Below are 14,428 nucleotides of genomic sequence, written 5' to 3'. Positions count from 1 at the left end.
GAGGCCGCTCTGGCAGCGCACGTCCGTATCCTGTGCGTCGCATGTCCGTCCTGCCCAGTCCCCCCTCCCCGACGACCATCGGCCGCGCCATCGCGCGGACGGGGAAGTACTACGGCTCCGGGCTGGCGAAATCGCTCTTCACGCTGCCCATCTTTATCTGGGCGCAGGCGATCGCCTTCAAGGTGTTCATCACGCTGCTGCCGCTGATCCTGCTGGCCACAGGCGTGTTCGGCTTGGTGTTGCGGCAGGATGAGCCCTCGCGGATCGTCACGGACTTCCTGCGGGACTTCCTGCCCGCAGGCCAGAGCGAGCCGCTCGTCAACCTCGTGCAGCAGTTGCAGTCGGCCTCTGGCGGCCTCACCTTCGTCGGTGCCGGGGCCTTTCTCGTGACGGTCATCACGCTGCTCTCCACGCTCCGCTACGTGATCGGGATGGCGATGGGCGGCGACCGCCACCAGATGCGCTCCATCCTCAAGGGCTACGTGTTCGATATGCGGATGGTGCTCCAGGTGGGCAGCCTGTTCCTCATCTCGTTCGCGCTCACGGTCGGCACCCAGATCGCGCGGCAGTACGGCGCCGAGTGGGGCTTGAGCACGGCGTTTTTGGACCAGTTCACCGAGTTCGTCCTCACCAAAGGGCTCCCCTTCACGATCACGCTGGGCATGATCGTGCAGCTCTACTACTTCATCCCCCGGCCGCACCCGCCGTGGCGCAGCGCTATCTGGGGCGCCTCGGTCTCGGCGGTCCTCTTCGAAAGCGCCAAAAACGGCTTCGCCATCTACGCCACGCACATCGGCAAGTTTGACCGCTACGCGGCCTCCGGCAAAACCACCGACGCCACCGCCGACGTGGCGAACGCCGTCGCGGACGCGGCCTCTGGCGTTGCCGACGCCGCCGGCGGGGCCAGCGACAGCCTCGGGGGCCTCGGCGGGGCGTTCGGGCTCATCCTCGCGTTCGTGTTCTGGGTGTACCTCTCCGGCCTCATCCTCGTGATCGGCGCCGTCGTCACCACGCTGCATGAGAAGCGCCACCGGCCGCGCCGTAACGCCCTCCGGCGCATCTGGAAACGGTTCGGCATCCGCCGCCACAGCGCTCACCCCGAAGGCGCCTCGGACACGACGGCCGACGCCGACGCCTCTGGCGGCTCCCCCGCCTCCGGCGACGGCGCGGCGACGCCAGAGGCCACGCCCGGCCTCCCCGCACCGGCCCCTCTCCCGCTCCCGCCAGAGGCCTCTGGCGGCCCGCAGGATCCTGAGCCGGTGCCGGCCACGCCTCCCGCCTCCGCGAAAGGTTGACGGAGGCGCAATCTTATCTGAAACACGCGTTCTGCCGTAGCTTCCGGCCCTTCTCTCGACTGCTCGCTCCGTGCTCCGGAGCGCCCTGCGTGCCCTTCTCCCGCCTCTCTTTCGTCGCGGCCTTCGTGGTCGGTCTCGTTGCCTCTGGCGCGGCGGCTCAAGAGGGCGCCCCGCTGGTGTTCGTCAACGACGACACGCAGGTGTCCGCGCTCTCGTTCGAGGCCGTTGACGGGAGCCTGACGCTGGACCCCGCGTCGCTTGAGCTCCAGGTCGCGACCACGGCGCCGACGTTTTTCGAGAAGGCCCCGTGGCGGTACCTGAGTCCCGGCGCGCCGCCGCCGCACCCGCTCAACCCCATCGAGCTGCAGAAAGACGTGGTGCGCCTTCAGCGCTACTACGAACGCAACGGCTTTCCCCGCTCGCTCGTGGACTACACGGTGGACCTGGACACCGCCCGCAACGCGGCAGGCGTTACGTTCCAGATCGCCGAGGGCCCGCCGCTGGTGCTTGAAGGCGTGGAGTTCGGCAAGCCCTCCGCGCCGCCCGTGACCGAGTCGCTTATGCCGGAGTTGCGCGAGGAATGGCTGGACTACGTGGAGACGCTGGGGCTCCAAACCGGCGAGCGCCTGACCGAGTTCAGCCTCGTCTCGCTCCAGAACCGGACGCGCCAGTGGCTCCGCACGCGCAGCTACGCCTGGGCCGATGTCAGCTACGAACGCTTTATCGACTCGACCGGCCTGGCCGCAACGGTCCGCCTCAAGGTCTCCCCGGGGCCTCCGACGACCTACGGCGAGATCGTGATCGAGCGCGTTGATTCCACCGCGCAGGCGAACATCACGGACAACGTCATCCTCCGCGAGCTCCCGTTCCGGCCCGGCGACCCCTTCGATGCAGGCGATCTCGCCGTGGGGCAACGCGAGATCTTCGGCCTCGGCGTCTTCCAGCTTGCAACGGTCGACGTGGAACCCCAGTCGCCCCCGTACGACTCCACGGCGACGATCATCGTCCGGGTTCGGGAGGCGCCGCTGCGCGTGCTCCGCGCCTTCGGCGGGTACTTCACCGAGGGCGGCGTGACCGGCCGGCTAGAAGCCACGCACCGCAACGCGTTTGGCGGCGCCCGCAACGCGACGGCCACCATCGAAGCACGGACGGGCATCCTCGACCAGAGCAACGTCGTGGACGGGCTCTACGACTATCGCGCCTCCCTCGCGCTGCGGCAGCCATACGTGGGCTACCGCGCACTCTCCTACACGCTCACGCCCGCCGTCCGCTCGCGCAACGACGAGATCGAGCGCTCGGTCTCGGCCAGCCTAACGAACACGCTGCTGTTCACGCGCTCCACGCTCCAAACGGCAGCCGTCAACGCGAGCTTCCAGAACCGCCGCGTGGACCCCTTCGGTACGGCTACGAACGGGTTCTTCGACCTCCGCAACATCCTCCAGGGCGACAGCACGCTTGCCGTGACCACCACCGCCGTTGGCGTGGACGTAACGGCAGGCTTCGTGGACAACCCGCTGCAACCGCGCAGCGGCGTCATCCTGCGGCCGTCGGCGCGCGTGGCGACGCCTCTGGCGACGGACTACCAGTACGCCCGCGGCGCGCTCAGCGCCTCGGCGTTTTACCCCTTCGGCGACCGCACCGGCCTGACCGCTAAGGGCACCGTTGGCGCGTTCTCGACCTATGGTGGGACCACGCTGTCGAACCCGATCGCCTACGTCCTCTTGCGCGACCAGTATTTCTACGGCGGCGGCGCGACCGACGTGCGCGGTTGGGCGGTAACGCAGCTCGGCCCGAAGGTCATCAACTTCCGCATCGCGGACGTGCTGGGCAGCCGCGGCGAGGTCACGCGGCAGGACACGACCGTGACGGGCTACGCGGGAATCGGCGGCACGCGGAAGCTGTTCGGCTCCGTTCAGCTGAACCTCCCGTTCTTCCTAGGCCCCCAGTGGGGCTCCAACGTTTTCGTAGACGCGGGCATGATCTCCGCCGCCGCCGACTTCGACCTGGACGAGGCCTTTGGCGCGAGCCAGGCGACGGAGGACTTGGAGGACATCCTCCGCAACGAGGGCGGCCTCCGCGTGGCGACGGGCGCCGGCTTGCAATACCTGACGCCCATCGGGTTCGTCGGCTTCGCGCTCGGCGTCAAGCTCAACCCGTCCTATTTCGACCTCCGCAACCCGGAGCAGATCTTCTGCGGCCCGACCGACGCCAGAGGCGCGGTTCCGGACGACAGCGGCGCGCTGTTCTGCGACGCCGGGTTTGCCGACGCCGCCCGCAACGGTCAGGCGTTTGACTTCGAGGGCGTCGCGCCGTCGAAGGGCTTTTTCGGCCTGATCCCGCAGGCCCGCCGCCTCCAGTTGCAGATCACCTTCGGGCAGTCGTTCTAGCCCTGACTTTCTCTCTCGCCCGGCAAACAGACCGGCGATCCCAACGTTAGGCCTCCATGCCCACCGATCCCACCCGCTCCCCCGACCCCTCGGGCGCCGACGCCGGCGCCCAGGGCGCAGCGGGTACAGGCGCCTCTGGCGACGGGGCCGCTCCGAGCGGCGCGCCCGTCTCGGACGGCGGCGCCTCTGGCGCGGCGCCAGAGGCGGGACGGCGCTCGCTGGGCGACGTCGTCCTCCGGTGGGGCGCGGCGGCGCTTGTCGGCCTCTTGGTGCTCGCGGGCGGGCTGTACCTGCTGGTGCGGACCGAGGCGGCGCGCGTACGCATCCAGAGCATCGCCGTGGACCAGATCGCGAACCTCCTCGCGGACGACGCCGAGGTAAGCGTGGAGCGCCTGGAGGGCAACTTCTGGACCGGCGCGCGGCTTCTCGGCCTCAAGGTCGTCCGCTACGGGGAGACCGTCGCGACGGTCGATACCGTGCTGGTGGAGTACGACCTCAAAACGCTGCTCCGCTCCCGGTTTTCGGCCAGCCAGCTGTACGTCAAGGGGCCATCGGTTTTCGTGCGCCAGAGGCCGGACAGCACGTTCAACGTCTCCGGCCTGCTCAAGCCCGCCGAGGACGACTCCACCCAAAGCGGCTTCGTCGTCGACATCGCCGAGTTGGGCGTGCAGCGCGGCCTCGCCGAGCTCCGCTGGTACAACCCGGACCGCGACTCCGTGATCGTCGTGCGCGACCTCACGCTACGCGCCAGCGCCTTCCACTCTAGCCCGGACAGCCTCGTCGCCGCCATTGACGGCGTCTCGCTTCAGGCCTTCGCGCCCGAGGCCTCTGGCGGCGGCGGCCCCGCCGCCGCGCTCACGCTTGCCGGGGCGGGCGCGTTCTCGCGCGAGAGGCTCGCCCTGCGCGACCTCGCGCTGACGAGCGAGGCCGGCACGAGCGTCGAGGGAGACGCCGTGTTCCGCTTCCCGCAGGAAGGCGACAACAACGCGATCCCCGCGTTTGAGGCCAACCTCCAGGCCCAGCCGTTCGCCCTCGCCGACGCCCGCGCCTTTACAGGGCTCTCCATCTACGGCCGTCCCCGCGTACGCCTCACCGCCGACTCCGACGGCGAGCGGCTGGACTTCACGCTGCGCGGCTCGCTGGACCCCGAGACCGGGAATGCCCGCCCCGCGACGGTCGTCCTGGACGGCCAGATCGACATCCAGCCCGACGGCGGGCCTCTGGCGACGCGCGTCAACGGCGAGCTCCGCAACCTCAACCCAGCCGCGCTTCTGGGCAACCCCGCTCTGGAGGCGGACCTCAATGGGACCGTGACCGCCGACCTCCGGGGCCGCTCGCCAGAGGCGCTGACCGGCCCGTTCGAGCTCGCGCTCAACGACAGCCGCGTGGGCGCGCAGGTCGTGGAGCGGCTGCGCGTGGACGGCTCGTTCCGGACGGGCGCCGTCGACTTCCGCGCCGACGCCGCCGTGCCTGGCCTCATCGCCCGCGCCAGAGGCGCCGCGCGGCCGTTCGACCGCGTGCCGTCGGTCGAGACGACGGGCACGATCTCCGAGTTCGACCTCGCGCGCCTGACGGGCGACCCGACCAAACAAGCGCGGCTGCGCGGCGACTTCGCGATTGAGGGACGCGGGACCTCGCTGCAAACCCTCATCGGCAGCGCGGCCGTCACGCTGGACGACGCCGCGTTCCCCGTCGGCACCGACGGGCGCATCCTCCGCCTCGCCGGCAGCGAGCTCGACGCCACGTTCCGCGGCGGCCTAGCCGCCTTCGACGCCGACGTTCGCCTGGCCTCTGGCGGGCGCCTCGAAGCCGTCGGCACGGCGGACCTCACCGATGAGCCCATCCCCTACCGCGTCTCGCAGGGCCAGTTCACCAACCTCGACCTCGCGACGCTGACCGGCAACCCGGACCAGGCCTCCGACATCACCGGCTCGTTTACGCTGCAAGGCAGCGGCTTCGACCCACAGGCGTCCGACATCGCCGCGACGCTCCGCCTCGCGCCCAGCCGCCTCCCGGTTGGCGCCGAAGGCCTCCGCGTGGCCAGCGCAAACGTGGACGCCCGCCTGCGCAACGGCGGGCTCACCTTTAGCGCCGCCGCCGACCTGGGCGACACCGGGGCGTTCACCGCAACGGGCACCGCGCGCCCCTTTGCAGACCCGCTGACCTACGACGCCAGCGGCTCGTTCACGCGCCTCAACGTGGCCGCCATCACGGGCAACGAGGAGCAGTCCTCGGACCTGAGCGGCACGTTTACCGCCAGAGGCTCGGGCATCGACCCGCAGACGCTGACCACGAGCGGCACGCTCAACCTCGCCTCCGGCTACTACGGCACGCGCGACATCGACGGCGCGGACCTCACCTTCCGCCTGGCCTCTGGCGCGCTCGCCGTTGGCGGGACGGTCGCGCTGCCTGAAGGGCAGTTCGCGCTCGACGTGACCGGGCGGCCGTTCGACGCCAACCCGTCGTTCGCGCTGGGCGAGAACACGTGCTTTAACGGCCTGGACGTGGGCCGCCTGACCGACAACCCGGACCTCTACACCGACCTCAACGGCTGCTTCCGCGGGGCGATCTCCGGCTTCGATCCCGAAGTCGCCGATGGCTCGGGCGTGATCACGCTCCGGCCCTCCACCATCAACGCCGCCGAGGTCTCGGGCGGGCAGATCTCGTTCTCGCTCAACGACGGTGCCGTTGGCGCGACGGTCGACCTCCGCTTTGTGCCCACGGCCTCGGCCATCGCGGGCGCCGAGGCGCCAGAGGCCAGCTCGCTGTACGCGGTCTTCCAGGGCCGGCCCTTTGCCGAGGAGCCCACCTACGCGCTGACCGGCCGCACGGAGTTCTTGGATGTCAACGCGCTGCTGCCCTCGGCCCCCACGCAGCCGCTCCAACTCTCCGCCGACTTCAACGTCGAAGGCGTCGGGTTCGACCCTCTGGAGGCCGTGGCCTCTGGCGAGATCGTGGCGCAGCCGTCCGCCATCGCGTTCGCGCAGATCCAAGCGCTCACGCTGGACTTCGCGCTGGACCGCGGCACGCTCCGGTTGGACACGCTCCTGCTCCAATCGGACATCGCGACGCTCAACGGCGGCGGCCAGATCGCCGTTTTCGACACGACCGCCGCGACCGACTTCCACCTCGTCGGCGAAGCCGCTGACCTCTCCCCGCTTTCCGCCTACGCCAACCGGCCGCTCACCGCCGACCGCGTCGCGCTCGACCTCCGCATCCAGGGGCTCGCCGGCGAGCCGCTCAGCATCAACGGGACGGCCGAGGCCCGCACCTTCGCCGCTGGCGACCTCCTTCTCACCGGGCTCGACGCCACGCTGGCGGCGACGGTGGACCCGCAGGAACTCCTCAACGGTAGCGGGCTCAGCGTACAGCTCGATGCCAGGTTTGACTTGCTCCAAACGGCTTCGCTCCGCGTCCAGAGCGGGGAGCTAACCGGGAGCTACGACGGCGAGGACATCCAGCTCGCGGGCAACGTCATCGTGGACCAGGACCGTGACGTGGCGTTCAACGCGCGCGTCGAGATCGACCCGGAGCCGGACGTGGCGCCGGGCGCGCTCGGGTTGCTGCTGGAGCGCGCGGACTTCCGCCTGGGCGATACGCGGTGGTCCCTCGCGCAGGAGAGCAGCATCCTGATCGGGGACGTGATCCGCGTTCGCGGCCTGCTCCTTCAGAGCGCCGAGACGGGTCAGCAGATCGCCGCCGACGGCACGCTGAACATGAACGGCGAGCAGAACTTCGTGCTCACCGCCGAGGAGGTCGACATCGGCGTGCTCACCGACCTCGTCGGCTTTGGTAGCCTGGACGGCACGCTCTCCGCGACGCTGCTCCTCACCGGCCCGGCGGAGGCGCCGCTGCTCGACGGCGCCATCACGCTTGAAGACCTCGCCTCCAACGGTGAGCTCTTTGGCGCGATGGATGCCCAGGTGAACTACGCCAGCGGCCGGCTGGACCTGGACGCCGTGCTCACGCACCGCGACGGCGAGGAGCTCCTCATCACGGGATATGTCCCGACCAACTTCTCGCTCGCGGGCGGAAGCCCCGAACTCAAAGACGCCGCCGGGGACGAGGGCGTCCAGATCCGTCTCCAAGCGGGCGCGTTCCCCGTTGCGTGGGCGCAGCCGTTCCTCGCCGCAAGAGGCTACACCGACATCGGCGGCACGCTCCGCGCGGACGTTACCATCTCGGGCACGCAAGAGGCCCCGGACCTGACGGGCAACGCGCTGCTCACCGGCGGGCGCCTCGGCGTCGCGGCGACGGGCATGACGTACGCCCCGCTCTACGCTGACCTCGGCTTCGAGGGCAACCGGATCCTCTTGGAGGATGTGCGGATCACGAGCCCTGACACGAGCGCGACCGACACCAAGCTGGCCGTCACGGGCGATATCACGCTACAGGAGCTGTCGGTCGGCGAGTTGGACCTCACGATCCAGCCCAGCGAGTTCGTCGCCATCGACACGCGGACGTATGACCGCCTGGTTCTGGACCGCGGCAGCCGCCCGCTCCGCCTTACCGGCACGCTTCAAAACCCCGTCCTACGCGGCTCGGTCGTGCTGGCCTCTGGCGACATCTACCTCACGGACGAGCTGGTCCCGCCCGAGTTGGAGCCCGTCGAGCTCACCAACGAACAGCTCCGCTTGGTAGAGGCGCGCTTCGGCCGCCGCATCACCAGGCGCGATACCGCCGTGAGCCGCTTTACCGACGCGCTGGACTACGAGTTGGACGTCGAGATCCGTCGCAACGTATGGATCCGCAGCGAGTCCGGGTTGCCGTTCGCCATCGAGTTCAGCGGAGACGTGGAGGCGTCCAAGCGCCCGTTCGCGGACGGCAGCAACCTTTCGGGCACCATCAACCTCGTGCGCGGCAACGTGGAAACGCTGGGCAAGCGGTTCGAGCTCCAGCGCGGCACGCTCGTCTTCGACGGCGGCTCCGCCCTGGGCGCCAGGGTGGACCTGCTGGCCACGCTGGACGCGAAGCTTAAACAAGGCTCGGTCCGATCCCCCATCGAGATCGACCTGCGCGTGATCGGCCAGTTGGACCAGAACCCCGAGATCCGCCTCAGCAGTCCGCAGCTTTCGGACCCCGCCGACATCGTCTCGGTGATCGCGACGGGACAGCTCTCCGGCGACCTCTTCGGCGCCAACGCCGTCACGGGCCTGGGCACGGGCCTGGCGCTGGGCCAGATCTCCGGCCTGGTCGAAGGCGTCGCGAGTGAAGCCCTGGGCCTGGACCTCGTCGAGATCGACTCCGACGGCTCCGACTTGGTGATCCGCATCGGGAAGTACCTCACGAGCGACCTCTTCACCTCGCTAGGCTACGTCGTGGTCCCGAGCCCGACCGACCGGAGCGCGACCGATGACACCCGCTTCGTGGCCGGTCTGGACTACGAGCTCTACAGCTGGCTTCTGGCGCAGGGCGAGTACTCCGGCGAGCGCGGCATCGGCGGCGGCCTCCGCACGGAGATCGCCTGGTAGCCCCTGGCGATCTCCATGGGCCTCTGGCGCCAGAGGCCTGAGCGCTACGTGTCGGCGGGAGGCGGGCCGAAGACGCAGCGGAAGCGGTGATCGTCCAGCGGAACGGTCCAGACGCCGAACGCGGGCGTGTCCTCGGTCGCCTCGGCGCGCGCGACGCAGGTGCCGCCGGGCGGCGGGGTTCGGGTCGGCGTCCACTCCGGCGGGCGGGCGCCTACGTCGTACGCCACGGTCCGCCGCCCGCGCTCCGACGTGACGCGGATCGGGCAGGTCGGGTACTCACTGGGGTCCAGGCCGGCGGCGTAGCGCGAGTGCGCGGCCTCTGGCGGGGGGCGCCAGAGGCGACGGGCGCCTTCGAGGTCTTGGGTGAGCGCGCCGTAGGCGACGCGGACGTCGTGGAAGTCGCGCGCCGAGCCGCCCCGGTCGGGGTGCACTTCCCAGGCGAGGCGCCGGAAGGCCTGGCGTACGTCGGTCGGCCCTGCGGTGTAAGGCAGGCGGAGCGTTCGGAACGGATCGCGGGAGTCGGCCACGAGGGAGCAAAAGCGGGGCACGCTGCGGCGGCGTGCCGCGTTGAGCCTCTTGTAACGAGAGGCGCTCACCGCGTGGACGGGGTGGGGTTCCAGCAACCCCCGCGCGGGTTGCAATCCCGGCGCGCCAGAGGCCCGGCGGCCCATTCAGGATCTCCCCTCTCGACTTTTGAGCCCGTACGGGTTACCCTCCCCTTTCCCCTCCGACCTCGCATGGAGCCCCCGGTCCAGCCCACTCCAGACGGCCCTCTGCCCGCCCTCTCGGACTCGCTCACGCAGCGGCTCCGCAGCTCGCGGCGCTCTCGCCTCAACGAGAAGATCCTCCAAGAGAAGGACTTCGAGCAGAAGGCCCTTGAGATCGAGGCCGAGACGCGCGCCGTCGTGGCCGCCAGCGGCGGGTTTTTCGACCGCGCGGGCGCGTTCTTCAGCTTCACGTGGCGCTACTTCGCGCGGGTGTGGCGGCGCCCGTACGAGATCAAGGAGCTGTTCAACCAGATGGATGAGGTGGGCTCCAAAAGCCTCATGCTGACCGGCGTGGTCGGCTTCGCCATCGGCATCGTTCTCGCGATGCAGAGCCGCGGCACGCTCGCGCGCTTTGGCGCTGAGAGCTTCCTGCCGTCGATGCTCGCGCTGAGCGTGATCAAAGAGATCGGGCCGGTGCTCACGAGCCTTGTGCTCGCCGGACGCCTGGGCGCCGGCATGGGCGCCGAGTTGGGCTCGATGCGCGTGACCGAGCAGATCGACGCGCTGGAGGTGGCGGCGCTCAAGCCGTTCCACTACCTCGTCATCACGCGCGTCCTCGCTTGCGTCATCATGTTCCCCATCATGACGCTTATCACCGACGTACTGGCCCTCGCTGGCGGCTACCTGGAAGCCACGCTTTCGGGCGGGATGGACATCCGCGTCTTTATCGCTACGGCGTTCGACTCGCTCCGCATCGCGGACGTGGTCTCGGACACCGGTAAAACGGCACTCTTCGGCTTCATCGTCGGCATCGTGAGCTGCTTCCTGGGCTACAACGTGCGCGGCGGCACCCGCGAGGTGGGCCGCGCAGCCATGCAAGCCGTGGTGGTGAGCAGCCTCCTCATCCTCGTCACCGACGTGATCTGGGTGCGCATCTCGATCATGATCTTCGGCGACATCTCCAACGCCGCCTGACCGGCGTCCACGCGCCGTAGCTCGCGCCCTGGAATCCCCCCGCGCGCGGCCTCTGGCGCCAGAGGCCCGACCGACCCACCGACGACCGCCCTACTGACATGGAGGACCCCGAACACGAGCCGGTCACCGGCAACGCGCCGCCGCCGCCCGAAAACGTCGCGATCGAGATGCGGAACGTCCACAAAGCGTTCGGCACGAAGGAGGTGCTCAAGGGGATCAGCCTCGCCGTGGAGCGCGGCACGAGCGGCGTGGTCCTGGGCGGCTCCGGTACGGGCAAGAGCGTGCTCACCAAGCACATCGTGGGGCTGCTCAAGCCCGACCGCGGCGAGGTCTGGGTGCTCGGCGACCGCATCGACCTGATGAGCGGCGACCCGCTCGACCGCAAGAGGCTCCGCCTGGGCTACCTCTTCCAGGGCGGCGCGCTGTTCGACTCGATGACGGTCTACGAGAACATGCGGTTCTTCCTGGACCGTCACACCAAGCTCTCCAAGGGCGAGAAGAACGACCTGGTGGAGGAGAGCCTGGAGGACGTGAACCTGCCGCAGACCAAGCACCAGTACCCGGCCGAGCTTTCGGGCGGTCAGAAAAAGCGCATCGGGCTGGCGCGCACGCTCATCCTCCGGCCGGACATCATCCTGTATGACGAGCCCACGACGGGCCTCGACCCCGTCAGCGTCCGCGTCGTCGCCGACCTCATCGTCAAGCTCCGCGACACGCGCGGCATCACGTCGGTCGCCATCACGCACGACCTCCTCGCCGCCGAGATCATCACCGACCGGGCGTTCTTCATCTACGACGGGAAAATTATCGCCTCGGGCTCGCTCAACGAGGTGCGCAAAGAGAAGCACCCGGTCTTGGAGGAGTTCTTCCAGGGGACCGAGGCCTACGGCAGCGCCTAAGCCTCTGGCGCGAAGGAGCAAGGAGCAAGGAGCAAAAGCTGCGCGGCCCCCTGGCGCCAGAGGCCGAACCGTCCGCGCTTCCCTCCTTTCCCCGCTTGCACGCCAGAGGCGGAGCACGTAACGTCCTGAGCGTCCCGTTGGGGCGCGATACACGCACTCGCACTCATGGCACGTCAGGCACGTCTCGGCCTCCTCGTCACCCTCGGGCTTGTCGCCCTCGTGGCGGCGATCTTCATCATCGGCTCCCAGAAGAACCTCTTCGCGGATACGTTCACGGTCCAGGCGGACTTCAACGACGTGGCCGGGCTCCAGCAGGGAGCCGACGTGTTTTACAACGGCATCTCGGTGGGCCGCGTGCAGCGCGTCCAGCTCCCCGACGCGCCGGGCGAGCCCATTTCGGTCCGCCTCGCGATCAAGGAGGAGGCGCGCCAACTGCTCCGCTCCGATAGCAAGGCCGCGATCCAGACCGACGGACTCGTCGGCAACGTGATCGTGTCGCTTACGGACGGGAGCCCCGAGCTTCCGCCTATCCAAGAAGGCGGGCGCATCCAGGGCGTCGATCCGTTCGCGCTCGCCGAAGTCACCGACCGCCTGTTCACCAGCGTCTCGCGCTTCGACTCCGTCACCGTCGCGCTGGCGGGCATCATGAACGACGTCCGCGGCGGCGAGGGCACCGTCGGCCGGTTCCTCTACGACGACGCGCTCTACAACGAGACCGTCCTGACCACGCAGGAGTTCAGGCTCCTCCTCGGCTCCTTCGGCCAGCGCGCGGACGACCTCACGCTGATCGCCGAGAACGCCTCGCGCGGCGTGGACCAGATCATCGGCAAGGTCAACACCGGCAACGGGACCGTGGCGCGCTTCCTCAACGAGGACGACGTGTACACCACGTTCCTCCAGACCGCCGAGCAGCTGCAGGGCGCCGCCGCCCAGTTCCAGACCGTCTCCGCCGACGTGCGCGCGATCACGGACCGCTTTGAGCAGGCCGCCGGCTGGGGCGCGCTCGGCGCCTTCCGCTTCTCGGAGCTGATGGAGGCCGGCAAGCACAACTTCCTCTTCAAGAGCTACTTCGAGGACCGCGGCTACCTGGAGATGGCGCCGTTCGAGATCCGTGAGCAGGCGATCTCCGAGACGCTGCAAGACCTGGAAGAGCGCGAGCGCCGCGTCTACCGCGATGAGCAGGAAGTGGAGGCGCTGCGCCAGGAGATCGAGCGCCTGCGCGAGGAGCTCCGCCAGACCAGCGCCTCGCGCCCGATGCTCCCCGGTGAAGCCGCCCGCCGTCCGGCCGGCGGTGGCCCTTCGGCCAACCGATAGGTGGAGACCCGCGGCCTCGCCACGCCGCCAGAGGCCCGCGCCGCCCAGGCCTCTGGCGTGAGCGGCGCCCCTCCCGGAGGTTCTCCTGGCGAGGCCCCGAGCGCCAGAGGCGTGGTGTTGCAGGGGCTCCTGGCGCTGGGCGGACTCGCCGCGCTGGTGCTCCTGGTGGTCATGTTGGGCGACGGGCTCAACCCGCTCGTGCTGGCAGGCGTGGGCGCGATTCTCCTGTGGCCGATCCGGGCGCACAAAGCGGGCCGCGCCATGCTCCTGGCGATCGGCGCCGTTGTCGCGGTGTACATGGTGCGGACGCTGGCGGGCGTGCTGGCGCCGTTTGTGGGCGTGTTCGTGCTGGCGTACCTCCTGAATCCGGCCGTGAACTGGGCGGAGCGGCGGTGGAACGTGCCGCGCTGGGCCTCGACGGCCACGCTCACCTTTGTCGCGGTCGGCGCCTTTGCGGCGGTCTTGTTGCTGCTCGTGCCCGCGTTCGTGGGACAGATCGAATCCCTCGCCGCGAGCGCGCTGGGGCTCGTGGCGGACTTCCCACAGTGGGTGGGCCGAACGAGTGCGCTGGATCCGCTGGAAGAGGCCGGCCTGATCGAGCGCGAGGCCCTTGTGACCGATCTGGGGACGTTCCTGCCGCAGCAGATCCAATCCGTGGCCGGGAGCCTGCCGGCGCTCGTCGGGAGCCTTACCAAGTCGGTCGGTGCGCTGATCGGCGTGGTCACTATTGCGGCGCTGCTGCCCGTCGTTCTGTACTACTCGCTCAAGGACTACGCGGAGCTCCGCGACGGTCTGGTCAAGCTGTTCCCCCGCTACCGCGGCGACCGGACGTACCTGACGCGGATCGCGCACGTGGTCGGTAGCTACCTTCGGGGACAGCTTACGATTTCGGCCATCTCGGCGCTGCTCGTGGGCATTCCGGCGGCGCTGTTCGGTCTGCCATTTTCGCTTTTGCTCGGGCTTCTGGCGGGGCTGCTCAACATGGTCCCCAGCCTCGGCTCCATCCTGACGTACGTGTTCGGGATCTCGCTGATGCTGCTTTTCGGCACGCTGGGCGATGTCGCCATCGTGATCGGCATCCTCGCCGGTCAGGCCATTGTCGAGCAGTCGCTGCTCACGCCAAACATCATGAGCCAGCAGGTGGGCCTCCACCCGGTCGTGGTGATGCTCTCGCTGTTCGTGTTCAGCGCCTTTTTCGGCCTCGTGGGGTTCATCATCGCCGTCCCGATGACGGCGCTCCTGGCGAGCGCGGTAGAGGCCTATCGCGAGGCGTTCGTGCTGGACATCGCGGCGGGCGAGGAGCCGGTGATCGTGACGCCAGAGGCGGCGTAGGCCTCTGGCGGGTACGGGGTACGGGGTACGGGGTACGGGGTACGGGGT

Annotated in this window: 8 protein-coding genes; 7 read left to right on the top strand and 1 reads right to left on the bottom strand. The window is 69.4% G+C overall.

The features are described 5' to 3' along the window. Positions 1-41 precede the first annotated feature (41 nt). The 3 genes from BSZ36_RS01535 (at position 42) to BSZ36_RS01525 (ending at position 9,153) form a co-directional block, all read left to right on the top strand. Positions 42-1,295: a YihY/virulence factor BrkB family protein gene (locus BSZ36_RS01535; protein WP_179270961.1), complete on the top strand. Its 1,254-nt coding sequence runs from the start codon at positions 42-44 to the stop codon at positions 1,293-1,295. 89 nt (positions 1,296-1,384) lie between these two features. Beyond that, entirely contained in the window at positions 1,385-3,682 is a 2,298-nt protein-coding gene (locus tag BSZ36_RS01530) for a BamA/OMP85 family outer membrane protein (protein WP_094545403.1), read from the top strand. A gap of 56 nt (positions 3,683-3,738) precedes the next feature. Continuing rightward, the gene (locus BSZ36_RS01525; RefSeq protein WP_094545402.1) at positions 3,739-9,153 is read left to right on the top strand and encodes a translocation/assembly module TamB domain-containing protein; all 5,415 of its coding nucleotides are present in this window, start codon (positions 3,739-3,741) and stop codon (positions 9,151-9,153) included. A 44-nt stretch (positions 9,154-9,197) separates the two neighbouring features. Here the strand turns inward: BSZ36_RS01525 and BSZ36_RS01520 are convergent, their stop codons facing one another. Then, the gene (locus tag BSZ36_RS01520) at positions 9,198-9,749 is read right to left on the bottom strand and encodes a J domain-containing protein (RefSeq protein WP_218827517.1); all 552 of its coding nucleotides are present in this window, start codon (positions 9,747-9,749) and stop codon (positions 9,198-9,200) included. Between the two features lie 141 nt (positions 9,750-9,890). On the opposite strand from BSZ36_RS01520, the gene BSZ36_RS01515 reads away from it, so the two are divergent. The 4 genes from BSZ36_RS01515 (at position 9,891) to BSZ36_RS01500 (ending at position 14,380) form a co-directional block, all read left to right on the top strand. Then, a complete protein-coding gene (locus BSZ36_RS01515) occupies positions 9,891-10,835 on the top strand; it encodes an MlaE family ABC transporter permease (protein ID WP_094545400.1) in 945 nt (314 codons plus the stop codon). Between the two features lie 98 nt (positions 10,836-10,933). Next, a complete protein-coding gene (locus BSZ36_RS01510; RefSeq protein ID WP_094545399.1) occupies positions 10,934-11,734 on the top strand; it encodes an ABC transporter ATP-binding protein in 801 nt (266 codons plus the stop codon). Positions 11,735-11,899: 165 nt separating this feature from the next. Further along, entirely contained in the window at positions 11,900-13,048 is a 1,149-nt protein-coding gene (locus BSZ36_RS01505; RefSeq protein WP_094545398.1) for an MlaD family protein, read from the top strand. Further along, complete coding sequence (locus BSZ36_RS01500) at positions 13,049-14,380, top strand: AI-2E family transporter (RefSeq protein WP_094545397.1); 1,332 nt, start codon at positions 13,049-13,051, stop codon at positions 14,378-14,380. The last annotated feature ends 48 nt before the right edge of the window (positions 14,381-14,428 follow it).

Source organism: Rubricoccus marinus (genome assembly GCF_002257665.1).
GTDB lineage: Bacteria > Bacteroidota > Rhodothermia > Rhodothermales > Rubricoccaceae > Rubricoccus > Rubricoccus marinus.
Note: the sequence above shows the minus strand (reverse complement) of the source record. Positions and strands in the feature narration are given on the sequence as shown.